The organism is Streptomyces sp. NPDC015171, assembly GCF_043079545.1.
Classification (GTDB): Bacteria; Actinomycetota; Actinomycetes; order Streptomycetales; family Streptomycetaceae; genus Streptomyces.
In genome coordinates this window covers 61,623-86,611 of the sequence record NZ_JBIBUO010000001.1, presented here as the reverse complement: position 1 = coordinate 86,611, position 24,989 = coordinate 61,623, and the positions used below count along the sequence as shown (strand labels likewise).

25 protein-coding genes are annotated in these 24,989 nt (G+C 70.7%); 19 read left to right on the top strand and 6 right to left on the bottom strand.

Annotated elements, in window-relative coordinates:
* Positions 1-20: 20 nt before the first annotated feature.
* From ACF073_RS00415 to ACF073_RS00355, 13 genes are all read left to right on the top strand, one after another.
* Entirely contained in the window at positions 21-680 is a 660-nt protein-coding gene (locus ACF073_RS00415) for a protein-tyrosine-phosphatase (protein ID WP_392065435.1), read from the top strand.
* Positions 681-772: 92 nt separating this feature from the next.
* Positions 773-2,011 (top strand): serine hydroxymethyltransferase, encoded by a 1,239-nt coding sequence (glyA, locus tag ACF073_RS00410; protein WP_392065433.1) that lies wholly within the window; start codon positions 773-775, stop codon positions 2,009-2,011.
* A gap of 182 nt (positions 2,012-2,193) precedes the next feature.
* On the top strand, positions 2,194-3,525 hold the full coding sequence (locus ACF073_RS00405; RefSeq protein WP_392065431.1) for an MraY family glycosyltransferase: 1,332 nt from the start codon (positions 2,194-2,196) through the stop codon (positions 3,523-3,525).
* A gap of 303 nt (positions 3,526-3,828) precedes the next feature.
* Positions 3,829-4,266 carry a hypothetical protein gene (locus ACF073_RS00400; protein ID WP_392065430.1) on the top strand — a complete coding sequence of 146 codons (438 nt, stop codon included), beginning with the start codon at positions 3,829-3,831 and terminating at the stop codon, positions 4,264-4,266.
* A 273-nt stretch (positions 4,267-4,539) separates the two neighbouring features.
* Entirely contained in the window at positions 4,540-5,310 is a 771-nt protein-coding gene (gene atpB, locus ACF073_RS00395) for a F0F1 ATP synthase subunit A (RefSeq protein WP_392066820.1), read from the top strand.
* Between the two features lie 78 nt (positions 5,311-5,388).
* Positions 5,389-5,631 (top strand): F0F1 ATP synthase subunit C, encoded by a 243-nt coding sequence (locus ACF073_RS00390; protein WP_392065428.1) that lies wholly within the window; start codon positions 5,389-5,391, stop codon positions 5,629-5,631.
* Positions 5,632-5,670: 39 nt separating this feature from the next.
* A complete protein-coding gene (locus ACF073_RS00385; RefSeq protein WP_392065426.1) occupies positions 5,671-6,219 on the top strand; it encodes a F0F1 ATP synthase subunit B in 549 nt (182 codons plus the stop codon).
* Entirely contained in the window at positions 6,216-7,031 is an 816-nt protein-coding gene (locus ACF073_RS00380) for a F0F1 ATP synthase subunit delta (RefSeq protein ID WP_392065424.1), read from the top strand. The genes ACF073_RS00385 and ACF073_RS00380 overlap by 4 nt, the downstream gene beginning before the upstream one ends.
* A 140-nt stretch (positions 7,032-7,171) precedes the next feature.
* Positions 7,172-8,764 (top strand): F0F1 ATP synthase subunit alpha, encoded by a 1,593-nt coding sequence (atpA, locus tag ACF073_RS00375; protein WP_392065422.1) that lies wholly within the window; start codon positions 7,172-7,174, stop codon positions 8,762-8,764.
* Between the two features lie 21 nt (positions 8,765-8,785).
* Positions 8,786-9,703, top strand: coding sequence for a F0F1 ATP synthase subunit gamma (locus ACF073_RS00370; RefSeq protein ID WP_392065420.1), 918 nt, complete (start codon positions 8,786-8,788; stop codon positions 9,701-9,703).
* Positions 9,703-11,139, top strand: coding sequence for a F0F1 ATP synthase subunit beta (gene atpD, locus ACF073_RS00365; RefSeq protein WP_392065418.1), 1,437 nt, complete (start codon positions 9,703-9,705; stop codon positions 11,137-11,139). The genes ACF073_RS00370 and atpD overlap by 1 nt, the downstream gene beginning before the upstream one ends.
* Before the next feature lie 110 nt (positions 11,140-11,249).
* Positions 11,250-11,624: a F0F1 ATP synthase subunit epsilon gene (locus ACF073_RS00360; RefSeq protein WP_030339282.1), complete on the top strand. Its 375-nt coding sequence runs from the start codon at positions 11,250-11,252 to the stop codon at positions 11,622-11,624.
* A 154-nt stretch (positions 11,625-11,778) separates the two neighbouring features.
* Positions 11,779-12,225 carry a DUF2550 domain-containing protein gene (locus ACF073_RS00355; protein ID WP_392065416.1) on the top strand — a complete coding sequence of 149 codons (447 nt, stop codon included), beginning with the start codon at positions 11,779-11,781 and terminating at the stop codon, positions 12,223-12,225.
* 80 nt (positions 12,226-12,305) lie between these two features.
* On the opposite strand, the gene ACF073_RS00350 is transcribed toward ACF073_RS00355, so the two are convergent.
* The 3 genes from ACF073_RS00350 to ACF073_RS00340 all read right to left on the bottom strand — a co-directional run bounded on the left by ACF073_RS00350 (position 12,306) and on the right by ACF073_RS00340 (position 16,062).
* The gene (locus tag ACF073_RS00350; RefSeq protein WP_392065414.1) at positions 12,306-14,126 is read right to left on the bottom strand and encodes a glycosyl hydrolase family 18 protein; all 1,821 of its coding nucleotides are present in this window, start codon (positions 14,124-14,126) and stop codon (positions 12,306-12,308) included.
* Positions 14,127-14,251: 125 nt separating this feature from the next.
* Positions 14,252-14,893, bottom strand: a complete 642-nt coding sequence (locus tag ACF073_RS00345; protein WP_392065412.1) for a response regulator — start codon at positions 14,891-14,893, stop codon at positions 14,252-14,254.
* Complete coding sequence (locus tag ACF073_RS00340) at positions 14,890-16,062, bottom strand: sensor histidine kinase (RefSeq protein WP_392065411.1); 1,173 nt, start codon at positions 16,060-16,062, stop codon at positions 14,890-14,892. Before ACF073_RS00340 ends, ACF073_RS00345 begins: the two co-directional genes overlap by 4 nt.
* A 152-nt stretch (positions 16,063-16,214) precedes the next feature.
* Between ACF073_RS00340 and ACF073_RS00335 the strand changes: the two genes are divergently transcribed.
* Both ACF073_RS00335 and ACF073_RS00330 read left to right on the top strand, forming a co-directional pair.
* The gene (locus ACF073_RS00335; RefSeq protein ID WP_392065409.1) at positions 16,215-16,811 is read left to right on the top strand and encodes a hypothetical protein; all 597 of its coding nucleotides are present in this window, start codon (positions 16,215-16,217) and stop codon (positions 16,809-16,811) included.
* The gene (locus ACF073_RS00330) at positions 16,808-17,311 is read left to right on the top strand and encodes a DinB family protein (RefSeq protein ID WP_392065407.1); all 504 of its coding nucleotides are present in this window, start codon (positions 16,808-16,810) and stop codon (positions 17,309-17,311) included. The genes ACF073_RS00335 and ACF073_RS00330 overlap by 4 nt, the downstream gene beginning before the upstream one ends.
* 18 nt (positions 17,312-17,329) lie before the next feature.
* On the opposite strand, the gene ACF073_RS00325 is transcribed toward ACF073_RS00330, so the two are convergent.
* Genes ACF073_RS00325 through ACF073_RS00315 form a run of 3 tightly spaced genes read right to left on the bottom strand, consistent with a single transcriptional unit; the run spans position 17,330 to position 19,462 of the window.
* Positions 17,330-17,902 (bottom strand): cob(I)yrinic acid a,c-diamide adenosyltransferase, encoded by a 573-nt coding sequence (locus ACF073_RS00325; RefSeq protein WP_392065405.1) that lies wholly within the window; start codon positions 17,900-17,902, stop codon positions 17,330-17,332.
* Between the two features lie 13 nt (positions 17,903-17,915).
* A complete protein-coding gene (locus tag ACF073_RS00320) occupies positions 17,916-18,665 on the bottom strand; it encodes an ABC transporter permease (protein WP_392065403.1) in 750 nt (249 codons plus the stop codon).
* A gap of 11 nt (positions 18,666-18,676) precedes the next feature.
* Positions 18,677-19,462 carry an ABC transporter ATP-binding protein gene (locus ACF073_RS00315; RefSeq protein ID WP_392065401.1) on the bottom strand — a complete coding sequence of 262 codons (786 nt, stop codon included), beginning with the start codon at positions 19,460-19,462 and terminating at the stop codon, positions 18,677-18,679.
* Positions 19,463-19,542: 80 nt separating this feature from the next.
* On the opposite strand from ACF073_RS00315, the gene ACF073_RS00310 reads away from it, so the two are divergent.
* From ACF073_RS00310 to ACF073_RS00295, 4 genes are all read left to right on the top strand, one after another.
* Positions 19,543-20,184 (top strand): TetR/AcrR family transcriptional regulator, encoded by a 642-nt coding sequence (locus ACF073_RS00310; protein ID WP_392065399.1) that lies wholly within the window; start codon positions 19,543-19,545, stop codon positions 20,182-20,184.
* Between the two features lie 124 nt (positions 20,185-20,308).
* Positions 20,309-21,157: a 3-hydroxyacyl-CoA dehydrogenase family protein gene (locus ACF073_RS00305; RefSeq protein ID WP_392065397.1), complete on the top strand. Its 849-nt coding sequence runs from the start codon at positions 20,309-20,311 to the stop codon at positions 21,155-21,157.
* A 157-nt stretch (positions 21,158-21,314) separates the two neighbouring features.
* Positions 21,315-21,638 carry an STAS domain-containing protein gene (locus ACF073_RS00300; RefSeq protein WP_392065395.1) on the top strand — a complete coding sequence of 108 codons (324 nt, stop codon included), beginning with the start codon at positions 21,315-21,317 and terminating at the stop codon, positions 21,636-21,638.
* Between the two features lie 280 nt (positions 21,639-21,918).
* Positions 21,919-24,462: an ATP-binding protein gene (locus ACF073_RS00295; protein ID WP_392065393.1), complete on the top strand. Its 2,544-nt coding sequence runs from the start codon at positions 21,919-21,921 to the stop codon at positions 24,460-24,462.
* Positions 24,463-24,989 lie beyond the last annotated feature (527 nt).

The window sequence follows — 24,989 nt, the reverse complement described above, 5'->3', positions numbered from 1 at the left end:
CTCTCGCAGGGGGTGCCCCCATGCGTGGCATAGGCGGCGGGCGCTACAGCGCGGAGGAGACGACGACGTTCGGGCTTCCCCGCGACAGCTTCCGCATCCTCCACGTCAGCACCGGCAATGTGTGCCGTTCGCCCATCACCGAGCGGCTGACCCGCCATTTCGTCGCGGAGCGGCTCGGTGTGCTCGGCGGCGGACTCGTCGTGGAGAGCGCGGGCACCTGGGGCCACGAGGGCGCACCCATGGAGGAGAACGCGGAGACCGTGCTCGCCGAGTTCGGCGCGGACGCCACCGGGTTCGTCGGCCGGGAGCTGCTGGACGAGCATGTGATCATGGCCGACCTGGTGCTGACCGCCACCCGCGACCACCGCGCCCAGGTCATCTCCATGGGCCATTCGGCAGGGCTGCGCACCTTCACCCTGAAGGAGTTCACCCGCCTGGTCCGGGCGATAGACCCGGCCACGCTGCCGCCCCTGGAGGACGGTGTGGTCATGCGGGCCCGTGCGCTGGTGCGGGCGGCGGCGGCGCTGCGCGGCTGGCTGCTCGCCCCGACCGCCGAGGCGGACGAGGTGTACGACCCCTACGGCGCCCCGCTGCCCTTCTTCCGTTCCGTCGGCGACGAGATACGGGAGGCACTCGACCCGGTGGTCACCGCGCTGACGGGCGTACGCACCCACACCTAGGCGGATACCGGCGGCGGCCGCGACGGCCGCGCGTCCGCCGCACCCCGGGCCTACATTGGGGATACGTCACCGTCGACCGCCCGGAGCCCGTCATGTCGGTCACCACCGCTCACGAGACCGATGTCCTGCGGCGCCAGGACCCGGCGATGGCCGAGATCCTGTTCGGGGAGCTGGCACGGCAGTCCACGACGCTCCAGCTGATCGCCGCCGAGAACTTCTGCTCGCCGGCCGTGCTCGCCGCCCTCGGCTCGCCGCTGGCCAACAAGTACGCCGAGGGCTACCCCGGTGCCCGGCACCACGCCGGCTGCGAGATCGTCGACGTCGCCGAACGCGCCGCCGTCGACCGGGCCAAGGCCCTGTTCGGCGCCGAGCACGCCAACGTCCAGCCCCACTCCGGCTCCTCGGCCGTGCTGGCCGCCTACGCGGCCCTGCTGCGTCCCGGCGACACCGTCCTGGCCCTCGGCCTGAACTACGGCGGGCACCTCACGCACGGCTCCCCGGCGAACTTCTCCGGCCGCTGGTTCGACTTCGTCGGCTACGGCGTCGACGCCGAGACCGGTCTCGTCGACCACGACCAGGTGCGCCACCTCGCCCGCAACCACCGGCCCAAGGCCATCGTGTGCGGTTCCATCGCCTACCCCCGCCACCTCGACCACGCCTTCTTCCGCGAGGTCGCCGACGAGGTGGGGGCCTATCTGATCGCGGACGCGGCCCATCCGATCGGGCTGGTCGCCGGGGGAGCGGCACCGAACCCCGTGCCGTACGCGGACATCGTGTGCGCCACCACCCACAAGGTGCTGCGCGGCCCGCGCGGCGGGATGATCCTGTGCGGCGCCGAGCTGGCCGAGCGCGTCGACCGGGCGGTCTTCCCCTTCACCCAGGGCGGCGCCCAGATGCACACCATCGCCGCCAAGGCCGTCGCGTTCGGCGAGGCGGCCACACCGGCCTTCACCGTGTACGCCCATCAGGTGGTCGCCAACGCACGGGTGCTGGCCGGCCATCTCGCCGCGGAGGGGCTCGCGGTCACCACCGGCGGCACCGACACCCACCTGATCACCGCCGACCCGGCCCCGCTCGGCGTCGACGGCCGCACCGCGCGCGGCCGGCTGCTCGCGGCCGGGCTGGTGCTGGACTGCTGTGTGCTGCCGCACGGCGACAGCCGGGGGCTGCGCCTCGGCACGGCGGCGGTGACCACCCAGGGCATGGGCGAGGCGGAGATGGTGCGGATCGCCGCGCTGCTCGCTGCCGTGGTGCGGGGTGAGGCGGAGCCGGCGACCGCGCGGGAGGAGGTGCGCGCACTCACCGCTCAGTTTCCGCCGTATCCCGGCTGATCCCGGGGGAGACGCCGTTCCGTACGCCCGGATGTGTCCCGTTGTGACCGTCCGGGGACCACCCCGAGACGTGGTGCACAGCCGTGCGTGCAACCATCGTCGCTACCCGGCAGTCTTCATCCGTATGCATCCGTCGCTAGGGTGTGGGGCTGTGATGGCCAGCGAGACCTGTGGGGAAGCCCGTGCGTGAATACCTGCTGACGCTCTGCATCACGGCCGCGGTGACGTATCTGCTGACAGGGCCGGTACGCAAGTTCGCGATCGTGGCCGGGGCGATGCCGGAGATCCGGGCCCGTGACGTGCACCGGGAACCCACTCCGCGGCTCGGCGGTATCGCGATGTTCTTCGGACTGTGCGCGGGCCTGCTGGTCGCGGACCACCTGACCAACCTCAACGAGGTCTTCGCCAAGTCGAACGAGCCGCGGGCGCTGCTCTCCGGCGCCGCCCTGATCTGGCTGATCGGCGTCCTGGACGACAAGTTCGAGATCGACGCCCTGATCAAGCTCGGCGGCCAGATGATCGCCGCGGGCGTGATGGTCATGCAGGGTCTGACGATCCTGTGGCTGCCCATCCCCGGCGTCGGGAACGTGGCGCTGACCCAGTGGCAGGGCACGCTGCTGACGGTGGCGCTCGTCGTCATCACGATCAACGCGGTCAACTTCGTGGACGGCCTGGACGGCCTCGCGGCCGGCATGGTGTGCATCGCGGCCGGGGCGTTCTTCCTGTACGCGTACCGCATCTGGTACTCGTACGGCATCGAGGCCGCCGCCCCCGGCACGCTCTTCGCGGCGATCCTGATGGGCATGTGCCTGGGCTTCCTGCCGCACAACATGCATCCCGCGCGGATCTTCATGGGCGACTCGGGCTCGATGCTGATCGGCCTGGTGCTGGCAGCCGGCGCGATCTCGATCACCGGGCAGCTCGACCCGGACGCGCTGAACCTGTACGCGGGTTCCGAGAAGGCGGCGGTCCACCAGACGGTCCCGGTCTACATCCCGCTGCTGCTCCCGCTGACGATCATCGCCGTACCCGCCGCCGACCTGGTGCTGGCCATCGTCCGCCGCACCTGGCGCGGCCAGTCGCCGTTCGCCGCCGACCGCGGCCATCTGCACCACCGCCTGCTGGAGATCGGCCACTCGCACAGCCGCGCGGTCCTGATCATGTACTTCTGGTCGGCCCTGATCGCCTTCGGCGCCCTCGCCTACTCGGTCAACTCGGCGTCCATGTGGATCGTGCTGGGCGTGGTCTTCCTGAGCGCGGTGGGCCTGGTCCTGCTGCTGCTCCCGCGCTTCACCCCGCGGGTGCCGAGGTGGGCCCAGCGGTTCGTGCCGCCGCGGTACCGGAGGCGGGGCACGTCTCCCGAGGACCCGGCGGCGGCGCAGGAGGAGCCGGAGGCGCAGGACGCCCCGGACGCTCCCGGAACAGGGGAGCGGGCGCCTGTGACGGCCGGGGTCTCCGGCGTCAACGGGGCGACCGCGATCGGCGCTCGATCGCGTTTCATTGATCGCCCCTGAGACGGTCAAGGTAAGAATCTGACTAGAGCATTGCCAACTCGTGGGGGAGCAAAGCTCCCTAATACCAGACAACTCGGCTCGGTTTTTGCACAGACGGGCACTGTCACTCTCATGTGTGACAGCAAGCACACCCAGCAGGTAAAGACCTCATCAAATAGTTTGTGATACGGTTCACGAGAACCCCGGATAGAGCCGAAGGACCCGAGTGCGACGGTCCAAAGGTGTGAGGTCTCGATCACTCAGCCCGGGACTACGCTCGTCCATGACGACACCCTGCCCCCTTGTGAAAGCGGAGTTGCCGCCATGCCGTCCAATGACGCCCGGAACCTGCTGCAGATCGCTGTGCCCACAGCGGCTGTCGGCGTGATCGCTGTCGCCGTGAGCGCAGCGGTCGCGGGGGGCAAGGGTGCGCTGGGAGCGGCCGTCGGCACGGTGCTGGCCATCCTGTTCATGGGAGTCGGCCTCCTTGTGCTGCAGCGGACCGCGAAATCGCTCCCGCAGCTGTTCCAGGCCATGGGTCTGATGCTCTACGTCGCCCAGCTGCTGCTTCTTCTGATCTTCGTCGCTGTCTTCAAGGACACCTCTCTCTTCAACGCGAAGACGTTCGCCGTGTCGCTCGTCGTCGCGACCGTCGTGTGGATGGCCGCGCAGGCACGCGCGCACATGAAGGCCAAGCTCTTCTACATCGACCCGGACTCCGCGAAGAGTGAGAAGCCCGAGAAGACAGGGCCGAAGCAGTGAGGGGTAGGGGCGGGATAAAGGCTTGTGAGATCTCCTGCTATCGTCCGGTGCCAACTGCGGCATCGCGGGCGCGGGCACCTGAGCTGACGCCTGCTCGATCGCGAGGCTCGATGCCCTCCAGCCGCCCCCACATCCGTAACACCAGTCCGGTGCCGATCCGCGGCCGTGCGCCGCGCCGACACAACGAGGTTGCCGTACCCATGCGTCACGCCGAAGGAGCCCGCGGTGAGTGCTGACCAGACCCAGCTCGCCTTTGACTGGAGTTGTCGGATCATGTCCGACAACGGGTGTGGCTTCCCGGCTCCGGGCCTGCACTCGTTCCTGTTCAAGCCGCTCGCCACGGTCGGCGGCTTCGAGTTCAACAAGGTGATGCTGCTCGCGCTCATCACCTCGCTGCTCGTCGTCGCGTTCTTCGCGACGGCGTTCGGCAAGGCCAAGGTCGTCCCGGGCAAGCTGCAGATGATCGGCGAGGCCGGCTACGACTTCGTGCGCCGCGGCATCGTCTACGAGACGCTCGGCAAGCGCGAGGGCGAGAAGTGGGTGCCGCTCATGGTCTCCCTCTTCTTCTTCATCTGGATCATGAACATCTGGTCCGTGATCCCGCTGGCCCAGTTCCCGGTGTCCTCGGTCTTCGCCTTCCCGCTCGTACTCGCCCTGCTCGTGTGGGTGCTGTGGGTCGGACTGACCTTCAAGCGACACGGCTTCGTCGGCTTCTTCAAGAACGTCACGGGCTACGACAAGTCGCTGGGTCCGGTCCTTCCGCTGGTCATGGTCATCGAGTTCCTCTCGAACCTGTTCGTGCGGCCCTTCACCCACGCGGTGCGACTGTTCGCCAACATGTTCGCCGGTCACCTGATGCTGGTGATGTTCACCGTCGCCTCCTGGTACCTCCTGAACAGCTGGATGATCCCGGCCGCCGGTGTCTCCTTCGTGATGACCATGGCCATGATCTGCTTCGAGCTTTTCGTGCAGGCCGTCCAGGCGTACGTCTTCGTACTCCTCGCCTGCTCCTACATTCAGGGCGCTCTCGCCGAGCACCACTGAGTCGAACCACCTCCCTTAAACCTCCAGACGTCCGGTGGCCAACCCCCACCGGTCCATGAAAGAGAAGGAAGAACCGGCATGTCCGCTCTCCAGACCCTCGCCGCCGACGGTGTCACCGGCTCCCTCGGTTCCATCGGCTACGGCCTCGCGGCCATCGGCCCCGGTGTCGGCGTCGGCATCATCTTCGGTAACGGCACCCAGGCCCTGGCCCGTCAGCCCGAGGCCGCCGGTCTGATCCGCGCCAACCAGATCCTCGGCTTCGCCTTCTGTGAGGCGCTCGCCCTCATCGGCATCGTTATGCCGTTCGTGTTCGGTCAGTAATTCCTACTTACCGCACACGTTTCGACGAAAGGCACTGATGTGATCGCCAACCTGGTGCAGCTGGCGGCCGAGGAGAAGCAGAACCCGCTCATCCCGGCCGGCCCCGAGCTGCTCGTCGGCACCATCGCCTTCGCCATCGTGTTCTTCTTCTTCTGGAAGAAGCTGCTTCCGAACATCAACAAGGTTCTGGAGGAGCGTCGCGCGGCGATCGAAGGCGGCATCGAAGAGGCCGACGCCATGAAGGTCGAGGCCCAGAGCGTCCTTGAGCAGTACAAGGCTCAGCTCGCCGAGGCTCGGCACGAGGCCGCGCGCCTGCGCCAGGAGGCGCAGGAGCAGGGTGCCGCGCTCATCGCCGAGATGCGGGCCGAGGGCCAGCGGCAGCGCGAGGAGATCGTCACCGCCGGTCACTCCCAGATCGAGGCCGACCGCAAGGCCGCGGCGTCCGCGCTGCGTCAGGACGTCGGCAAGCTCGCCACCGACCTGGCCGGCAAGCTCGTCGGCGAGTCCCTCGAGGACCACGCCCGCCAGAGCCGTGTGATCGACCGCTTCCTCGACGAGCTTGAGGAGAAGGCCGAGGCCACGCGATGAACGGAGCGAGCCGCGAGGCCCTGGCAGCCGCACGTGAGCGTCTCGACGCGCTGACGGACTCCACGTCCGTGGACGCCGCGCAGCTCGCCGACGAGCTGGCGGCCGTCACCGCGCTGCTCGACCGCGAGGCCGGTCTGCGCCGGGTCCTCACCGACCCGGCCCAGGCCGGAGAGGCGAAGGCCCAGCTGGTCCAGCGTCTGATCGGTGGCCAGGTCAGCGGGACGACCGCCGACCTGGTGTCCGGGCTGGCGCGCTCCCGCTGGTCGCAGCCCCGCGACCTGGTGGACGCGCTGGAGGAGCTGGCGAACATCGCCGACCTCACGGCCGCGGAGAAGACGGGCACCCTCGACGACGTCGAGGACGAGCTGTTCCGGTTCGGCCGGATCGTCTCCTCCAGCACCGAGCTGCGCGCCGCGCTCACCGACCGCGCCGCCGGCGCCTCGGCCAAGACCGAGCTGCTGAACCGCCTCCTCGGCGGCCGGGCCAAGCCGGCCACCGAGCGGCTGGTGACGCGCCTGGTGACCGCGCCGCGTGGACGTAGCCTGGAAGCGGGACTGGAGTCCCTGTCCAAGCTGGCCGCGGAGCGCCGGAACCGCATGGTCGCCGTCGTCACCACGGCGGTGCCGCTGAGCGACGGGCAGAAGGGGCGCCTCGGCGCCGCTCTGACCAAGCTCTACGGTCGTCGGATGCACCTCAACCTCGACGTCGACCCCGAGGTCGTCGGCGGCATCCGGGTGCAGGTCGGTGACGAGGTCATCAACGGTTCGATCGCGGACCGGCTGGATGACGCCGCCCGCCGCATGGCGAGCTAGCAGCACCTCGATATTTCGAGAAAAGCAGTACGTACTTACGGCCCTGGTTGGGCCGTGCAGAGGATTCACCTCTTTCGAGGGGGAGTCCCCATCCCCCCAAAGTGAAACTTCGGGCCCAACAAGGAGAGCAGGGAACCCAGATGGCGGAGCTCACGATCCGGCCGGAGGAGATCCGGGACGCGCTGGAGAACTTCGTCCAGTCGTACAAGCCGGACGCGGCCTCGCGCGAGGAGGTCGGTACGGTCACCCTTGCCGGCGACGGCATCGCGAAGGTCGAGGGTCTGCCCTCGGCCATGGCCAACGAACTGCTGAAGTTCGAGGACGGCACCCTCGGCCTCGCGCTGAACCTGGAAGAGCGCGAGATCGGCGCCATCGTCCTCGGTGAGTTCAGCGGCATCGAGGAGGGTCAGCCGGTCACGCGCACCGGCGAGGTCCTCTCCGTCGCGGTCGGCGAGGGCTACCTCGGCCGCGTCGTCGACCCGCTCGGCCAGCCGATCGACGGCCTCGGCGAGATCGAGACGTCCGGCCGCCGCGCCCTCGAGCTGCAGGCCCCCACGGTCATGCAGCGCAAGTCGGTGCACGAGCCGATGGAGACGGGCTACAAGGCCGTCGACGCGATGACCCCGATCGGCCGCGGTCAGCGTCAGCTGATCATCGGTGACCGCCAGACCGGCAAGACCGCCCTGGCCGTCGACACGATCATCAACCAGCGCGACAACTGGCGCTCGGGCGACCCGAAGAAGCAGGTCCGCTGCATCTACGTCGCCATCGGCCAGAAGGGCTCCACCATCGCCGGCGTGCGCCGCGCGCTGGAGGAGAACGGCGCGCTGGAGTACACGACCATCGTCGCCGCCCCGGCGTCCGACCCGGCCGGCTTCAAGTACCTGGCGCCGTACACCGGTTCGGCCATCGGTCAGCAGTGGATGTACGAGGGCAAGCACGTCCTCATCATCTTCGACGACCTGTCGAAGCAGGCCGACGCCTACCGCGCCGTGTCGCTGCTGCTGCGCCGCCCGCCGGGCCGTGAGGCCTACCCGGGTGACGTCTTCTACCTGCACTCCCGCCTGCTGGAGCGCTGCGCCAAGCTCTCCGACGACATGGGTGCCGGTTCGATGACCGGTCTGCCGATCGTCGAGACCAAGGCCAACGACGTCTCGGCGTTCATCCCGACCAACGTCATCTCCATCACCGACGGCCAGTGCTTCCTGGAGTCGGACCTGTTCAACGCCGGTCAGCGTCCCGCGCTGAACGTCGGTATCTCCGTCTCCCGAGTCGGTGGTTCCGCGCAGCACAAGGCGATGCGCCAGGTCTCCGGCCGCCTCCGTGTGGACCTCGCCCAGTTCCGTGAGCTGGAGGCGTTCGCCGCCTTCGGTTCCGACCTGGACGCGGCCTCCAAGGCCCAGCTGGAGCGCGGTCAGCGCATGGTCGAGCTGCTGAAGCAGGACCAGTACCAGCCGATGTCCACCGAGGACCAGGTCGTCTCCGTCTGGGCCGGCACCAACGGCCGTATGGACGAGGTCCCGGTCGTCGACATCCGCCGCTTCGAGCGCGAGCTGCTGGACTACCTGCACCGCAAGGAGGCGGGCCTGCTCACCTCCATCCGCGAGGGCGCCAAGATGTCGAACGACACGATCCAGGCGATCGACGACGCGGTGGCGGAGTTCAAGAAGCAGTTCGAGACCTCGGACGGCAAGCTGCTCGGCGAGGACACTCCTGCCGCTGCTTCCAAGTGACGTAAGGAAGGGACCTGACTCATGGGAGCCCAGCTCCGGGTCTACAAGCGTCGCATCCGATCCGTCAGCGCGACCAAGAAGATCACCAAGGCGATGGAGATGATCGCCGCCTCGCGCGTCGTCAAGGCGCAGCGCAAGGTGGCGGCCTCCACGCCCTACGCGACCGAGCTGACGCGCGCGGTCACGGCGGTCGGTACGGGTTCGAACACCAAGCACCCGCTCACCACGGAGGCGGAGAACCCGGCCCGTGCCGCGGTTCTGCTCCTCACGAGCGACCGCGGTCTGGCAGGCGCCTTCAACTCCAACGCCATCAAGGCGGCGGAGCAGCTGACCGAGCGCCTGGAGCGCGAGGGCAAGCAGGTGGACACGTACATCGTCGGCCGTCGTGGTGTCGCCCACTACAACTTCCGTGAGCGCAAGGTCGCGGAGTCGTGGACGGGCTTCACCGACGAGCCGTCGTACGCGGACGCCAAGAAGGTGGCGGAGCCGCTGATCGAGGCCATCGAGAAGGAGACGGCGGACGGCGGCGTGGACGAGCTCCACATCGTCTACACCGAGTTCGTCTCGATGATGACGCAGACCGCGCTCGACGCCCGGCTGCTGCCGCTGCGTCTCGAAGAGGTCGCGGAGGAGGCCGCCCCCAAGGGCGAGATCCTTCCGCTGTACGACTTCGAGCCCTCGGCGGAGGACGTCCTCGACGCCCTGCTGCCGCGCTATGTGGAGAGCCGTATCTACAACGCGCTGCTCCAGTCGGCCGCTTCGAAGCACGCCGCCACGCGGCGCGCGATGAAGTCGGCCACCGACAACGCGGGAGATCTGATCAACACGCTCTCCCGGCTTGCCAACGCGGCCCGCCAGGCCGAAATCACCCAGGAAATCAGCGAGATCGTCGGTGGCGCCAGCGCCCTGGCCGACGCGACCGCGGGGAGTGACCGATAATGACCACCACTGTTGAGACCGCGACGGCCACGGGCCGCGTCGCCCGGGTCATCGGCCCGGTCGTCGACGTGGAGTTCCCCGTCGACGCGATGCCGGAGATCTACAACGCCCTGCACGTCGAGGTCGCCGACCCGGCGAACGACGGCGAGAAGAAGACGCTGACCCTGGAGGTCGCCCAGCACCTGGGTGACGGCCTGGCCCGCACCATCTCCATGCAGCCCACCGACGGCCTGGTCCGCCAGGCCGCCGTGACGGACACCGGCTCCGCCATCTCCGTCCCGGTCGGCGACTTCACCAAGGGCAAGGTGTTCAACACCCTCGGTGAGGTGCTCAACGTCGACGAGCAGTACGACGGCGAGCGCTGGCCGATCCACCGCAAGGCGCCCAACTTCGACGAGCTCGAGTCGAAGACCGAGATGTTCGAGACCGGCGTCAAGGTCATCGACCTGCTGACCCCGTACGTCAAGGGCGGCAAGATCGGTCTGTTCGGTGGTGCCGGTGTCGGCAAGACGGTGCTCATCCAGGAGATGATCTACCGCGTCGCCAACAACCACGACGGTGTCTCCGTGTTCGCCGGTGTCGGTGAGCGCACCCGTGAGGGCAACGACCTCATCGAGGAGATGTCGGACTCGGGCGTCATCGACAAGACCGCTCTGGTCTTCGGTCAGATGGACGAGCCCCCGGGCACCCGTCTGCGCGTCGCGCTGGCCGGCCTCACCATGGCCGAGTACTTCCGTGACGTCCAGAAGCAGGACGTGCTGTTCTTCATCGACAACATCTTCCGCTTCACGCAGGCCGGTTCCGAGGTCTCCACGCTGCTCGGCCGCATGCCGTCCGCGGTGGGTTACCAGCCGAACCTGGCCGACGAGATGGGTCTCCTCCAGGAGCGCATCACCTCGACCCGCGGTCACTCGATCACCTCGATGCAGGCGATCTACGTCCCCGCGGACGACCTGACCGACCCGGCCCCGGCCACCACCTTCGCCCACCTCGACGCGACGACGGTTCTGTCCCGTCCGATCTCCGAGAAGGGCATCTACCCGGCCGTGGACCCGCTGGACTCCACGTCCCGGATCCTGGACCCGCGCTACATCGCCGCGGATCACTACAACGCGGCCATGCGCGTGAAGACGATCCTGCAGAAGTACAAGGACCTCCAGGACATCATCGCGATCCTCGGTATCGACGAGCTGGGCGAGGAGGACAAGCTCGTCGTCCACCGTGCCCGTCGTGTGGAGCGCTTCCTGTCCCAGAACACCCACGTCGCCAAGCAGTTCACCGGCGTGGACGGTTCGGACGTGCCGCTCGACGAGTCGATCGCCGCGTTCAACGCGATCTGCGACGGTGAGTACGACCACTTCCCCGAGCAGGCGTTCTTCATGTGCGGTGGCCTCGAGGACCTCAAGGCCAACGCCAAGGAGCTGGGCGTCTCCTGAGCCTCGCGCTCGTGTGAGGGGGCGGGTGCGTCCCGCCCCCTCATCCACGCCCACTAGAATTGACCCCAACACCCGGCGCCCCTGCCGGGTGGTGACCCGAGGAGCCACCCTTGGCTGCTGAGCTGCACGTCGAGCTGGTCGCCGCCGACCGCCAGGTCTGGTCCGGTGAGGCCACCCTGGTCGTCGCGCGCACCACGTCCGGCGACATCGGCGTCATGCCCGGTCACCAGCCGCTGCTCGGTGTGCTGGAGTCGGGCCCGGTGACCATCCGTACGAGTGATGGCGGAACGGTCGTCGCCGCGGTGCACGGCGGTTTCATCTCGTTCGCTGACGACAAGCTGTCGCTGCTGGCCGAGATCGCCGAGCTGTCGGACGAGATCGATGTCCAGCGCACGGAGCGGGAGCTGGAGCGCGCGAAGGCGGAGGGCGATGCCGCCGCCGAGCGTCGCGCGGACGTCCGACTGCGCGCTGCGACGGCGCGCTGAACCAGTCGCGCTGTACGTTGACGTCACTCAGCCGCGGCCGGCCCGGAGCAATCCGGTGCCGGTCGCGGCTGAGGCAGATGTAGGTGTTTTTTCCGTTTCATTACTCAGTAGCAGAAGCAGTTCCCCTACCTAGGAGACGAGGAGGTCGGTGCCGATGGTCCTCGCTCTGACTGTGTGCGGGATCGTGATCGCGCTCGTGGTGGTGGGACTCTTCCTGTTCGGGCTGCGGCGCAGACTGATCCAGCGCTCCGGCGGGACCTTCGACTGTTCGCTGCGCTGGGACCTGCCCGAGAAGACGGACACCGGCGGCAAGGGCTGGAGCTACGGCGTCGCCCGCTACAACGGTGACCGGATCGAGTGGTACCGCGTCTTCTCCTACGCCCCCCGGCCGCTGCGCACCCTGGAGCGCGCCGCGATCGAGGTGGCCGGCCGCCGGCTGCCCGAGGGCGAGGAGGAACTGGCGCTGCTGTCCGACGCGGTGGTGCTGGCCTGTACGCACCGGGGCACCCGCCTCGAACTCGCGATGAGCGAAGACGCGCTGACCGGATTTCTCGCGTGGCTGGAAGCAGCCCCGCCCGGTCAGCGGGTGAACGTGGCGTAGCCTCGTTCACCCGCTGACCGGGGGACCCCCCGGACGAAGTCTGGGGGAGCGTCAACGTCGCTCAGGGGTCGTGCCCGTTTCTACAGGTTGTCGCTGATGGCGCTCACCAGTTCACCGTTGCTGGTGTCGCCGCTGAACTCCCAGAAGAACGCTCCGCCGAGGCCCTGGCTGTTGGCCCAGGCCATCTTGGACTTGATGGTGGCGGGGGTGTCGTACGACCACCAGTTGCTGCCGCAGTGGGCGTACGCGGTGCCGGCGACGGTGCCGGTGGCCGGGCAGGACGACTTCAGGACCTTGTAGTCCTCGATGCCCTGCTCATAGGTGCCGGACGCGGGGCCGGTGGCCGTGCCGCCGGGGGCGTCCTGGGTGACACCGGTCCAGCCGCGGCCGTAGAAGCCGATGCCGATGAGCAGTTTCTTCGCGGGGACACCGATCGCCTTGAACTTGGCCAGCGCGTCGGCGGTGGTGAAGCCCGCCTTCGGGATGCCGGAGTACGAGGTGAGCGGGGAGTGCGGGGCGGTCGGGCCCTTGGCGTCCCAGGCACCGAAGAAGTCGTACGTCATGACGTTGTACCAGTCGACGGACTGGGCGGCGCCCGCGTAGTCCGCGGCCTCGATCTTGCCGCCGGCCGAGCCGTCGGCGGTGACCGCGGCGGTGACCAGGTTGTTGGAGCCGAACTTGGCGCGCAGCGCGGACATCAGGTTCTTGTAGGCCGCGGCCCCGCTGGTGTCACAGGTCAGGCCGCAGGCGTTCGGGTACTCCCAGTCGATGTCGATGCCGTCGAAGACATCGGCCCAGCGCGGGTCCTCGACCAGGTTGTAGCAGGACTGGGCGAAGGCGGCCGGGTTGGCCGCCGCCTGCGCGAAGCCGCCGGACCAGGTCCAGCCGCCGAAGGACCACAGCACCTTGATGTTCGGGTACTTCGCCTTCAGCTGGCGCAGCTGGTTGAAGTTGCCGCGCAGCGGCTGGTCCCAGGTGTCGGCGACGCCGCTGACCGACTGGTCGGCGGTGAACGCCTTGTCGTAGTCGGCGTAGGAGTCGCCGATGGCGCACTGGCCGTTGGTGACGTTGCCGAACGCGTAGTTGATGTGCGTGATCTTCGCGGCCGAGCCCGACGTCACCAGGTTCTTGACGTTGTAGTTACGGCCGTAGATGCCCCACTCGGTGAAGTAGCCGAGCTTGACCTTGTCACCGGTGGGCGGGGGAGTGGTGCCGCCGCCGGTGGTGTGCACCTTGACCGCGCCGCTGACGGGCCCCGTCTGGTCGGCGGTGTCCCGGGCCTGCACGGTGTACGAGTAGTCGGTGCCGGCGGTCAGGCCGGTGTCCGTGTACGACGGGCTGGTGACGGTGGCGACCTTGGTGCCGTCGCGCAGCACGTCGTAGTTCTTGATGCCCTTGTCGTCGGTGGCCGCGCTCCAGCCGAGCTTCACCGAGGTGTCGGTGACGGAGGAGGCGGTCGGGGTGCCGGGGGCGGACGGGGCCGCGTCGCCCGGGACCGTCGTGCCGTCGCAGCTGTCGCCGTTCAGCTTGCAGTTCGACGGGGAGCCGGGGCCCGCGCCGTTGAAGCCGAAGGAGACCGAGGCGCCGGGGGCGAGGGTGCCGTTGTAGGACTTGTTCTTCGCCGTCCAGTGGGTGCCGGAGCTGGTGACGTCCGCGTCCCAGGCGGAGGTGACCGAGGTGCCGGAGGGGAAGTCCCACTCGACGGTCCAGGAGCTGAGGCTGCTGCTGCCGGTGTTCTTGATGGTCCACTGGCCGCCGAAGCCGGTGCCCCAGTCGCTGGACTTGGTGAAGCTGGCCGTCGCGTTGGCCGCTGCCTGGGCCGGGCTCGCGAGTCCGACCAGGCCGGCCAGCGGGAGCAACAGGGTCGCGAACCCTGCCGCGGCTCTGTGTCTGAAGCGCATGCTGCGCCTCCCTCGTCATTGGGGGTGTCAGGGGCATGACTGAGCCTTCATGCCACGGTGCTGCGAGGGTAGAAAGGTCTGGACCACAGGTCAATAGGTCTGGACCATTCCGGGTGTGTGCCTCGTCAGAGCCCCAACTCGCGTGCCAGCACGGCCGCTTGCACCCGGCTGCGCAGCTCCAGCTTGGCCAGCAACCGGCTGACGTGCGTCTTCACCGTGCCCTCCGCCATCTCCAGACGCGCCGCGATCTCGGCGTTCGGCAGTCCCTCGCCGATGCAGCGCAGCACCTCCCGCTCCCGCCGGGTGAGCCCCTCCAGCACGGCCGGATCCGGCCCCGCCGCCCGCGCCGGAGCCGAGGCGAACTCGGCGATCAGCCGCCGGGTGACGGCCGGCGCGACGATCCCCTCCCCGCGCGCCACCGTCCGCACCGCGTCCAGCAGCGCGTGCGCCTCGGTGTTCTTCAGCAGGAACCCGGCCGCGCCCGCCCGCAGCGCTCCGAACACATACTCGTCGAGGTCGAAGGTGGTCAGCACGAGGACGTCCGCGAGCCGCTCGGCGACGATCCGCCGGGTCGCGGACACGCCGTCGAGCCGGGGCATCTGAACGTCCATCAGGACCAGGTCCGGCCGGATCTCGCGGGCCAGCTCGACCGCCCGCTCGCCGTCCTCCGCCTCGCCGACCACCTCGATGTCCGGCGCGCTGCGCAGGATCAGGACGAGTCCGGCGCGTACGGCGGACTGGTCCTCGGCGACCAGGACACGGATCATGCGGGGTCTCCTTCACTGACGGGAAGCGTGGCGCGGACGGCCCACAGGGTGCCCTCGGGCCCGGCCTCGAACGTGCCGCCGAGCAGCGCGGTGCGCTCCCGCATCCCGGTGAGACCGGAGCCCGAGCCGGGGGCGCGCGGGGCGTCGCCGGCCCGGTAAGGGCTGGTCACGTGGATGTCCAGTATCCCCTCCCGCTGCCGCAGCGAGACCCGGACGCGGCCCGTGGCCGCGTGCTTCAGGGCGTTGGTCAGCGATTCCTGCACGATCCGGTAGGCGGCGAGTTCGACCGGTGCGGGCACCGTGCCGTGGCCGGTGTCGAGCGTGACGTCGAGACCGTTGGCGCGGGCGCCGTCGACCAGCGCGCCGAGGCCGTCGAGGGTGGGGGACGCGGCGGGCTCGTGGTCGTCCGAGCTGTCCCGCAGGATCCCGATCAGGCGGCGCATCTCGGCCAGTCCCTCGACGCTGTTCTCCCGGATGACGGCCAGGGCGTCCCGCGAGGTCTTCGGGTCGTCCAGGGAGAGCGCGGCCGTGGAGTGGATGGCGATCGCGGAGAGATGGTTGGCGACCATGTCGTGCAACTCGCGGGCCATCCGGGCCCGTTCGGCGGTGACCGCCTGGGCGCGGTCCATCTCGGCGAGCAGCGCGGTCTGTTCGGCGCGCAGCCGGGCGGCCTCGGCCGCGTCGCGGTGGTTGCGCACCACCCAGCCGGTGGACGCGGGCGCGAACGCGACCACGCCGACGCCCACCCCGATCAGCAGGCCCTGCGGATCGCGCCAGAGCGCGGCGGGCACCACCCCGCCGAGCACCGTCAGCATCCCGGTGACCCAGGGGATGCGGCGGGCCGCGGCCGGGGTGCCGTACAGGACGGCCGCGTACATCAGGTCGGTGTACAGCACGATCGTGACGACACTGCCCAGCGTCACCGTGTCCAGGACCACCGCGGCGGTGCCGATCAGCAGTCCGGCGCGGGGCCGGGTGCGGCGCAGCAGCTCGCACGCCGCGGTCGCCGCGAGCGGCAGCAGCGGTGCCCAGAGGGCCCGCCAGAGCACCACATGGTCCGAGGGCACGCGCGGATGGATGCCGAGCGTCCACAGCAGCACCCCGCCGAGCAGTCCGCCGACGGCGATCCGCAGGTCGTGGCGGTGCGGGCGGGGAAGTGGGTGGGCCATGCCCCCCATCCAACACGGCCCCGGAGCGCTCCGCCTGCTCCCCGGGAACGGTCCCCGACTGCGACTTTCGCTTACGGCGGTGTCGTCTGCGCCGACGACGATACGAGCCCGGGACCGGGGGAGCCTTGAGGGGCGAACGAGGGGAGCGAACCGTGATCGTCGGACTGATCATCGCCTGTGAGGCGGGCTTCTGGGTGCTGCTCGCCGCCGGGCTGGCCTTCCGGTACGCGCTGCGGATGCCGCGTACCGGCCTGGCCCTGCTGCTGTGCGAGCCGCTGCTGGAGGCGGTGCTCTTCACCGTCACCGCGATCGACCTCAGGAACGGGGCCGAACCGGACTGGCGGCACGGCCTCGCGGCGGTCTACATCGGCTTCACGGTCGGCCTCGGCCACTCCACCATCGCGTGGGCGGACGCCCGGGTGGCCCACCGCTTCGCCGGCGGCCCGCCCCCGGTCAGGCCGCCGAGGTACGGCACCGCCCGCGCCGTGCACGAGTGGAAGGTCGCGGCCCGCTGGGTCCTGGCCTCGGTCGTCGCCCTCGCCCTGCTCCAGGGCGCCGTCTGGTACGTCGGCGACCAGGGCGATGTCAGCTCGCTGCGGTCCTGGCAGCTGCGCATGGTCTGGCTGATCGGCATCAACCTGGTCATCGCCGTCAGCTACACCCTCTTCCCCAAGCGGGCGCCGGAGGGCGAGGGCGCCGGAAAACCGGTCGACGCGGAGTCGGGCTCCGGGCGATCATCCAGGCGATGACACGCACCGACACACCTGCCGCCTGGGACGAACGCACCCAGCTGACCACCTTCCTCGACTACGTACGCGCCACCGCGCGCCACAAGTGCGAGGAGCTCTCCGACGAGGACGCCCGCAAGGCGCTGCTGCCCGGCTCGCCGCTGATGACCCTGAGCGGGCTCGTCAACCACCTGCGCTGGGTCGAGTACTACTGGTTCCGGGTCGTCTTCCTGGGGGAGGAGGACGAGGGTCCCTGGACGGACGAGGACCCGGACCGCGAGATGCGCATCGCCGTGGACATCCCGCTGCCCCGGCTGCTCGCGGAGTACGCCGAGGAGTCGGCGCGGCACAACGAGCTGGTCGCCGCGCACGACCTGGACACCAAGGCCCGGCGCGCGCGTGCCGACGGCGACCCGGTGGACCTCCGCTGGATCCTGCTGCACCTCGTCGAGGAGACGGCCCGGCACAACGGCCACCTCGACATCCTGCGCGAGCTGATCGACGGCCGGACCGGCGACTGACCGGGAGGGGGCGGCTTTCTAGCGCTCACCGCCCGGCACCCACAGCACGTCGCCGGCCGCGCCGTTGGCGGTGCGGGCCAGGATGAACAGCAGGTCCGAGAGGCGGTTGAGGTAGGTCGCGGCGAGCGGGTTCATCGTCTCGCCGTGCACCTCCAGCGCCGCCCAGGTGGAGCGCTCGGCCCGGCGTACGACGGTGCACGCCTGGTGCAGCAGGGCGGCGCCGGGGGTGCCGCCGGGCAGGATGAAGGAGCGCAGCTTCGTCAGCCGCTCGTTGAAGCGGTCGCAGTCCGCCTCCAGCCTGTCGATGTAGAACTGCTCCACCCTGAGCGGCGGGAACTCCGGGTTCTCCACCACCGGCGTCGCCAGGTCCGCGCCCACGTCGAACAGGTCGTTCTGGACCCGGGTGAGGACCTTGGCGATCTCCTCGTCGAGACCGCCCAGCGCGAGGGCGGTGCCGAGCACCGCGTTGGCCTCGTTGGCATCGGCGTACGCCGAGATCCTGAGGTCGGTCTTGGCGACCCGGCTCATGTCACCGAGGGCGGTGCTGCCCTGGTCTCCGGTCCTGGTGTAGATGCGCGTCAGATTGACCATGCGACCAGCGTAGTTATGCCCCGGCGGTACGGAACACGCGTGTGCCCACCGTCACGGCGAGTCCCGCGAAGCCGACCGCGACCAGCACGCCGTACAGCATGTGCGCGCTCGTGTACTGGCCGAGGTAGGCGTCGCGCACCGCGTCCACCAGATAGCGGAACGGGACGAAGTGCGAGAGCACGTCGAGCCAGGCGGGCGCGAGCGTCATCGGGAGCATCAGGCCGGACAGCAGCATCGACGGCATCGACACCGCGTTGATCAGCGGCCCGAACTCCTGCGGGGTGCGGACCTTCATGCCCAGCGCGTACGACAGCGAGGCCAGCGAGACGGTGAGCAGGGCGACGAACCCGAAGCCGATCAGGACGCCCGGCAGGGGCGCGCGCAGGCCCATCACCACCGCGGCGAGCACCAGCAGCACCGCCTGGAAGACGAAGACCGTGGCGTCCCGCAGCACCCGGCCGAGGAGCAGCGCGAGGCGGCTGACCGGCGTCACCCGCATCCGCTCCACCACCCCCTGGGCGTTCTCCATGATGACCGTGAATCCGGCGAACAGGGCTCCGAAGAGCCCGAGTTGGAGGAGCAGCCCGGGGACGAGCACCTGCCAGGAGCTGCCCTCGCCGCCCAGCGGCAGGCCGGTGAGCAGGGGCCCGAAGAAGACCAGGTACAGCAGCGGGGTCAGTACGCCGAAGAGCAGCGCGAAGCGGGAGCGCAGGGACTGGCGCAGATAGCGGCCGTAGACGAGGGCCGTGTCGTGCAGAAGCATGCGGGCGGGTCCTATACGGCGACGGGGGCGGAGCCGGCGGGGGCGGGGCCGCGGCCGGTGATGGCGAGGAAGGTGTCCTGGAGGGTGGCGTCGAGCGAGCCGCCGTGCGCCAGCTTGAGCGCGCTCGGCGTGCCGTCGGCCGCCACCACGCCCCGGTCGACGATCACGATCCGGTCGGCGAGGGCTTCGGCCTCGTCCAGGTAGTGGGTGGTCAGGAAGACCGTGGTGCCGTGCTCGTCGCGCAGCCGGCGGACCAGGGCCCACAGGTCGGCGCGGCTGCCCGGGTCGAGGCCGGTCGTCGGCTCGTCGAGGAAGAGCACCTTCGGGCGGTGGGTGAGCGCCATCGCGATGTCCAGGCGGCGGCGCTGGCCGCCGGAGAGGGCGCCCGTCCGCCGGTCGAGCAGCCCGGTGAGGTCCAGGTCCCGGGCCAGCTCGGCGGTGCGCCGGGCCGCCTCGGCCCTCGACAGGCGGTACATGCGGGCCTGGGTGACCAGCTCCTCCCGGACGGAGATCCGCGGGTCCACCCCGCCGGACTGGGCCACATAGCCGGAGACCCGGCGCACGCCCGCCGGGTCGCCCGCCAGGTCGTGCCCGGCGACCGCGGCCGTGCCGCCGGTGGGCCTGAGCAGGGTGGTGAGCATCCGCAGGGTGGTCGTCTTGCCGGCGCCGTTGGGGCCGAGGAAGCCGAGGATCTCGCCCTCGCGGACGGTGAGGTCGACGCCGCGCACGGCCTCGACGGGGCCTTGTCTGCTCGGGAAGGCGCGGGCCAGGCCGGCCGCGCTGATGACTGCTGCCATGCCCCACAGAAAAACAGAGTCCCTGAAATTTTGCAATGACTCCAAATTTTCAGTCGACCCAGTGAAGTTAGGATGCGGGCATGGCTGAGGGACTCAGGGAGCGGAAGAAGCGGCAGACCAGGCAGTACATCTCGGATGTCGCCACGGGTCTTTTCCTGGAGCGCGGATTCGACGCGGTGACCGTCGCCGAGATCGCCGACGCCGCCGATGTGTCGGTGAACACCGTCTACAACTACTTCCCGGCCAAGGAGGACCTCTTCTTCGACCGCTCGTCCGGCGTGGTGGACCGGCTCGCCCGCTGGGTGCGGGCCCGGGACGCGGGGGAGTCCGCCGCCCGGGCCGTACTGCGCGAGCTGCGCGGCGAGGTCCAGGCCGTCTCGCCCCGGATGGGACTGATCGCCGGATACGCGGGCTTCATGCGGGTCATCGACGAGGCCCCGCCCCTGCGCTCCCGGCTGTGGGCCCTCGCCCAGGAGGCGCAGGCCGCCCTGGCGCGGGCGCTGCGCGAGGAGACCGGCGCGGCCGACGGCGACGAGCTGCCCCAGCTGATGGCAGGTCAGATCAGCTGGGTGCACAGTACGGTCATGGCGGTCATCTCACGCGAGATGGTCAAGGAGCGTGATCCGGGCGAAGTATCACGAGAGGTACTGGCTCTCCTCGATGACATCGAGGACCTGTTGAGCGAAAAGGTGCTCAACTACGCCGTCCGTGGAGCGTCCTGACCCCTGCCGGTGTGATGTCCGTCAAATGAGACGTGACGCGCGTTACTTACCGGTCACACAGCGGCGTCGGAGCGCTATGGTCCGCCGGAGGGGCAGACCATCCAGCGCGTTCAAGGGAGTCGGAGTGGCACGCAAGCTCGCTGTCATCGGGGCCGGTCTCATGGGTTCCGGCATCGCTCAGGTCGCCGCGCAGGCGGGCTGGGACGTCGTCCTGCGGGACGTCACCGACGAGGCACTGAAGCGCGGCACCGACGGCATCGAGGCTTCGTACGGCAAATTCGTCGGCAAGGGCAAGCTGTCCGCCGAGGACGCCCAGGCCGCCCTCGCGCGCATCACCGCGACCACAGACCTGGACGCCGCCGCCGACGCCGATGTCGTCGTGGAGGCCGTCTTCGAGAAGCTGGAGGTCAAGCACGAGATCTTCCGCGCGCTCGACAAGATCGTGCGCGAGGACGCCGTGCTCGCCTCCAACACCTCCGCCATCCCGATCACCAAGATCGCGGCGGTCACCGAGCGCCCCGAGCGGGTCGTCGGCGTCCACTTCTTCTCGCCGGTACCGATGATGCAGCTCGTCGAGCTGGTCCGGGGCTACAAGACCAGCGACGAAACCCTCGCCGTCGCCCGGGAGTTCGCCGAGTCCGTCGGCAAGACCTGCATCGTCGTCAACCGCGACGTGGCCGGCTTCGTCACCACCCGGCTGATCTCCGCCCTCGTGGTCGAGGCCATCAAGCTCTACGAGTCCGGCGTCGCGACCGCCGAGGACATCGACCTCGCCTGCAAGCTGGGCTTCGGCCACGCCATGGGCCCGCTGGCCACCACCGACCTCACCGGCGTGGACATCCTGCTGCACGCCGCCGGCAACATCTACACCGAGTCCCAGGACGAGAAGTTCGCCCCGCCGGAGCTGATGCGCCGGATGGTGGACGCCGGTGACATCGGCCGCAAGAGCGGGCAGGGCTTCTACACGTACTGAGTCACCCGCCCACGCCCGACCGCCCCGGGAGCATCACTCCCGGGGGTGAATTCGGTATCGGTTCGCTTACAAACAGCAACCGCACCGCCACTCGCACAGTCAGACGTTGCACACCAACGTCCATCGAGACGCCAACCGCACTCAACGGGGAGCGCATATGCACATCAGGGGCGACCACGCCGAGCTGGTCGTCGGGGGCCGCCTCGACGTCCGCAGCGCGGCGGACGCCCGTACGGCCCTGCACTCGGCCGTCGACACCGGTGTCGGCGACCTGGTGCTCGACCTGTCCGAACTGGACTCCTGGGACGCCACCGGGCTCGGGGTGATCATGGGTGCCCACCGGCGGGCCGGCCGCTGCGGGCGCCGTCTGGTGCTGCGGTGCGTGCCGGCGCAGATGCAGCGCCTGCTGGTGGCGACCCGGCTGCACCGCATCCTGGCCATCGAGGGCGGCATCGGCGTGGAGTCGCTGCCCCGGGTATGACCCGGATATGAGGCGCGTGCGGCGGTGAAGCGGGCGAGGGGGGAGACCCGGGCGCACCCGCCGAAGCACCCGTCGAGGGCATTCCCCATGAGACCGTGACGTCTCGGACCGCATGGCACCCCGCCCTGTCGGAGACACCGGCCGAAGGATTAGGGTGCGGTCGCCCGCCTCTCGCAACCCTCGACCGAGCGGGCCCGGACCAGAAGCGACAGCGCGGTGTGCGACAAGGCCGGGAGGGCCGGAAACACGGGCACACGACGCTTTTGGGGGGCTTGAACCCATGGACCCGATCAACCCGGGACCCGAGGAGCACGGCCGGGCACACAACCGCCGCCAGCCCCGGGAGTCCCTCACCGCCGACCTCGCCCCGGGCACGCCCGCGCCCGCCCGCACCGCTCAGCTCGTCTCCGGCGACCTGCAGGTGACGGTCAATCCGGTCGACGGCAGCGAGATCGAGCCGTGCCCGCCGGCCCGGCGCCCCGGCCGGCCCCGCAGGCGCACCGCCCAGGAGCGTGCCGAGGCCGAACGCGCCGCCCGTCCGCCCGTACCGCCGGGCCCCGCCCAGCCCGCGCTCTCCCTGCTGGAACGCCAGGACGAACGCGAGCGCCTGGTCCGGCTGCTCGCCCGCGGACGCTCGGTCCGCGTCACCGGGCCGGCCGGCTCCGGCCGCAGCGCCCTGCTCGACCTGGTCGCCGAGGACTGCCTCGACCTCGCCCCCGACGGCCTGGTCCGCCTCAGCGGCTTCCGCCGCACCGCCGGCGACGTCCTGCACGATCTGTTCCACGCCGTCCACGACGCCCCCGGCCACCGCCCCGACCGGGACGAACTGGTCGCCTGCGTCCAGGACATCGGCGCGGTCGTCGTCCTGGACGACCTGGAGTTCGGCGGCGCCGCCCTGGACGAGCTGCTCGACGCCACCCCCGAGTGCGCGTTCCTGCTCGGCGCCACCCCCGATGTGCCCGCGCCCTCCGCCGAGTCGGAGGTGGAGGAGGTCTTCCTCAGCGGCCTCGACCGCGCCGCCGGAGTGGAGATCCTGGAGCGCGCCATCGGCCGGGTGCTCACCGAGGAGGAGGCCAACTGGGCCGGTGACCTGTGGTTCGAGTCCGAGGGGCTGCCCCTGCGGTTCGTGCAGGCCGGCGCCCTGCTCCAGCAGCGCGACCAGCTGCGGGCCAGCACCGGCGCGGTGGACGAGTACGGCGTCTTCGAGGACGTACGGCCGCCCGCGGACATACCCGTGGACCTGGAGAACGAGGTTCCGCTGCCCTCGCTCGGCGAGGCCGCGGCCCCCGCCCCGCTGCTCGCCTCCCGGCTGACCGCCTCCGCCCGCGCCGCCCTGCGCTTCGCCGTCGCCCTCGGCGGCGAGATACCCCACCAGGCCCATCTGCCCGCCCTGGTCGGCGACACCCACGCGGACGCCGCGCTCGGCGAGCTGGCGAGCTGCGGCCTGGTCTCCCCGGTCGGCTCCCGCTACCGGCTCGCGGCCGGTGTGCAGACCCAGCTGGAGGCGGCCGGATACGCCGCGGACGCCGCCGGCCACGCCCTCACCGCCGCCCAGCACTACGCCTGGTGGGCCGGACACCCCTCCGTCACCCCCGAGCGGGTGTGCGCGGAGGCCGACGCCGTCCTGGCCGCGCTCGCCGCCGTCGTACCGCAGACGTCCCCGCCCGCCGAGGGCGAGGAGAGCAGCGCCGTACGGCTGGCCCGCACGGCCGCCCCCGCGTTCGCCGCCGGACTCCACTGGAGCGCCTGGGAACGGGCCCTGCGGTCCGGCGCGGAGGCCTCCCGGCTGGCCGGAGAGGTACCCGATCAAGCCTATTTCCACCATGAGTTGGGCATCCTCGCGCTCTGCGCCGGACAGCTCGACCGGGCCCGCGCCGAGCTGGAGTCCTCCGGCGGGCTGCGCGGCGCCCTCGCCGACAAGCGCGGTACGGTCGCCGGCCGCCGCGCCCTCGCGCTGCTCGCCGACCGCGCCGGCACGGTACCCGGGCCGCTGGCGCCGGCGGAGGAGGAGCCGGCGCAGGAGCGGCAGCCGGAGTCATGGCACGCGGCGGCCCGGCAGGAGCCTGCGCCCGCGCCGTACGGCCCCGCGGGCGACACCCTGGTCGCCCGGCAGTTCCCGCCGCCCGGGGCGCGGGGCGGCGGCGTCCGCTCCATGGTCCGGCGCAACCTGGTGGCGGTCGGCTCGGGCGCGCTGCTCGCCGCCGTGCTCGGCACCGTCATCGCGCTCGGCATGACCTCCGACGCGGACGGCGGGAACCCGGCGGGCAAGGTCGAGGTGAACCCCTCGGCGACCCAGGGCCTGGAGGAGGGCGGCCCGGACGCGGACCCGGCCGACACCGGCGGGGGTGGGGGCGGCGGCACCGGCACGACCGTCGGCCGGCCCGCCTCGCCGGGCCCCGACGGCACGTACGGCACGGCGGACGATCCGGCGCCGCCGCCGACGGCCTCGCAGCGCCCCTCGGAGACGACCGGGCCGTCCGACTCCGGCTCCCCGTCCGGCTCGCCGTCCAAGTCACCCAAGCCGTCGGGCTCCACCAGCCCGTCCGGCGGCGGTACGACGGGTAGCTCGACCGGCGGTACACCGACCGGCGGCTCCACCGGCGGAACCCCCACCGGAGGCTCCACCGGCGGCACGCCCACCGGCGGCTCGACGGGCGGTACGCCCACGGGCGGCACCGGTGGTGGCACCACCACCGGCGGCTCGGGCGGTACGACGGGCGGTACGACCGGCACCACGACCGACGGCGGCGGCACGGCCGGAGACACCGGCGGCACGACGGCGGGCACGGGGGGCACCGCCGACGGGTCCGCTGCGGGCGGCTAGATCAGGCGGAGGCGGTGCCGGCGGGCGGCTCACCGGGCGGTGCGCCCCCACCGGAGGCTCGTCGGGCGGCACCCCCACCAGAGACTCGTCGGGCGGCACGCCCAGGGGGCTCCGGGGGCTCGGCAGGCGGGACGACTGGCACTACGACCGACGACGGCGGCGCGGCCGGAGACACCGGCGGCACGACGGCGGGCGGCACGATGGCGGGCACGGCGGGCACCGCCGACGGGTCCGCTGCGGGCGGCTAGACCTGGCGGAGGCGGTGCCGGCGGGCGGCTCACCGGGCGGTGCGCCCCCACCGGAGGCTCGTCGGGCGGCACCTGCACCAGAGACTCGTCGGGCGGCACGCCCAGGGGGCTCCGGGGGCTCGGCAGGCGGGACGACTGGCACTACGACCGAAGGCGGCGGCGCGGCCGGAGACACCGGCGGTACGACGGCGGGCGGCACGATGGCGGGCACGGCGGGCACCGCCGACGGGTCCGCTGCGGGCGGCTAGACCTGGCGGAGGCGGTGCCGGCGGGCGGCTC

What these genes read in the sequence shown, in the direction of transcription:
- ACF073_RS00315 (WP_392065401.1), bottom strand. Translation starts at nt 19,462, where the DNA reads ATGGCAGCAGTCATCAGCGCGGCCGGCCTGGCCCGCGCCTTCCCGAGC.
- ACF073_RS00390 (WP_392065428.1), top strand. Translation starts at nt 5,389, where the DNA reads ATGTCCGCTCTCCAGACCCTCGCCGCCGACGGTGTCACCGGCTCCCTC.
- ACF073_RS00355 (WP_392065416.1), top strand. Translation starts at nt 11,779, where the DNA reads ATGGTCCTCGCTCTGACTGTGTGCGGGATCGTGATCGCGCTCGTGGTG.
- atpB (WP_392066820.1), top strand. Translation starts at nt 4,540, where the DNA reads ATGTCCGACAACGGGTGTGGCTTCCCGGCTCCGGGCCTGCACTCGTTC.
- glyA (WP_392065433.1), top strand. Translation starts at nt 773, where the DNA reads ATGTCGGTCACCACCGCTCACGAGACCGATGTCCTGCGGCGCCAGGAC.
- ACF073_RS00340 (WP_392065411.1), bottom strand. Translation starts at nt 16,062, where the DNA reads ATGGCCCACCCACTTCCCCGCCCGCACCGCCACGACCTGCGGATCGCC.
- ACF073_RS00325 (WP_392065405.1), bottom strand. Translation starts at nt 17,902, where the DNA reads ATGGTCAATCTGACGCGCATCTACACCAGGACCGGAGACCAGGGCAGC.
- atpA (WP_392065422.1), top strand. Translation starts at nt 7,172, where the DNA reads ATGGCGGAGCTCACGATCCGGCCGGAGGAGATCCGGGACGCGCTGGAG.
- ACF073_RS00345 (WP_392065412.1), bottom strand. Translation starts at nt 14,893, where the DNA reads ATGATCCGTGTCCTGGTCGCCGAGGACCAGTCCGCCGTACGCGCCGGA.
- ACF073_RS00370 (WP_392065420.1), top strand. Translation starts at nt 8,786, where the DNA reads ATGGGAGCCCAGCTCCGGGTCTACAAGCGTCGCATCCGATCCGTCAGC.
- ACF073_RS00295 (WP_392065393.1), top strand. Translation starts at nt 21,919, where the DNA reads ATGGACCCGATCAACCCGGGACCCGAGGAGCACGGCCGGGCACACAAC.
- ACF073_RS00380 (WP_392065424.1), top strand. Translation starts at nt 6,216, where the DNA reads ATGAACGGAGCGAGCCGCGAGGCCCTGGCAGCCGCACGTGAGCGTCTC.
- atpD (WP_392065418.1), top strand. Translation starts at nt 9,703, where the DNA reads ATGACCACCACTGTTGAGACCGCGACGGCCACGGGCCGCGTCGCCCGG.
- ACF073_RS00320 (WP_392065403.1), bottom strand. Translation starts at nt 18,665, where the DNA reads ATGCTTCTGCACGACACGGCCCTCGTCTACGGCCGCTATCTGCGCCAG.
- ACF073_RS00415 (WP_392065435.1), top strand. Translation starts at nt 21, where the DNA reads ATGCGTGGCATAGGCGGCGGGCGCTACAGCGCGGAGGAGACGACGACG.
- ACF073_RS00330 (WP_392065407.1), top strand. Translation starts at nt 16,808, where the DNA reads ATGACACGCACCGACACACCTGCCGCCTGGGACGAACGCACCCAGCTG.
- ACF073_RS00300 (WP_392065395.1), top strand. Translation starts at nt 21,315, where the DNA reads ATGCACATCAGGGGCGACCACGCCGAGCTGGTCGTCGGGGGCCGCCTC.
- ACF073_RS00310 (WP_392065399.1), top strand. Translation starts at nt 19,543, where the DNA reads ATGGCTGAGGGACTCAGGGAGCGGAAGAAGCGGCAGACCAGGCAGTAC.
- ACF073_RS00400 (WP_392065430.1), top strand. Translation starts at nt 3,829, where the DNA reads ATGCCGTCCAATGACGCCCGGAACCTGCTGCAGATCGCTGTGCCCACA.
- ACF073_RS00350 (WP_392065414.1), bottom strand. Translation starts at nt 14,126, where the DNA reads ATGCGCTTCAGACACAGAGCCGCGGCAGGGTTCGCGACCCTGTTGCTC.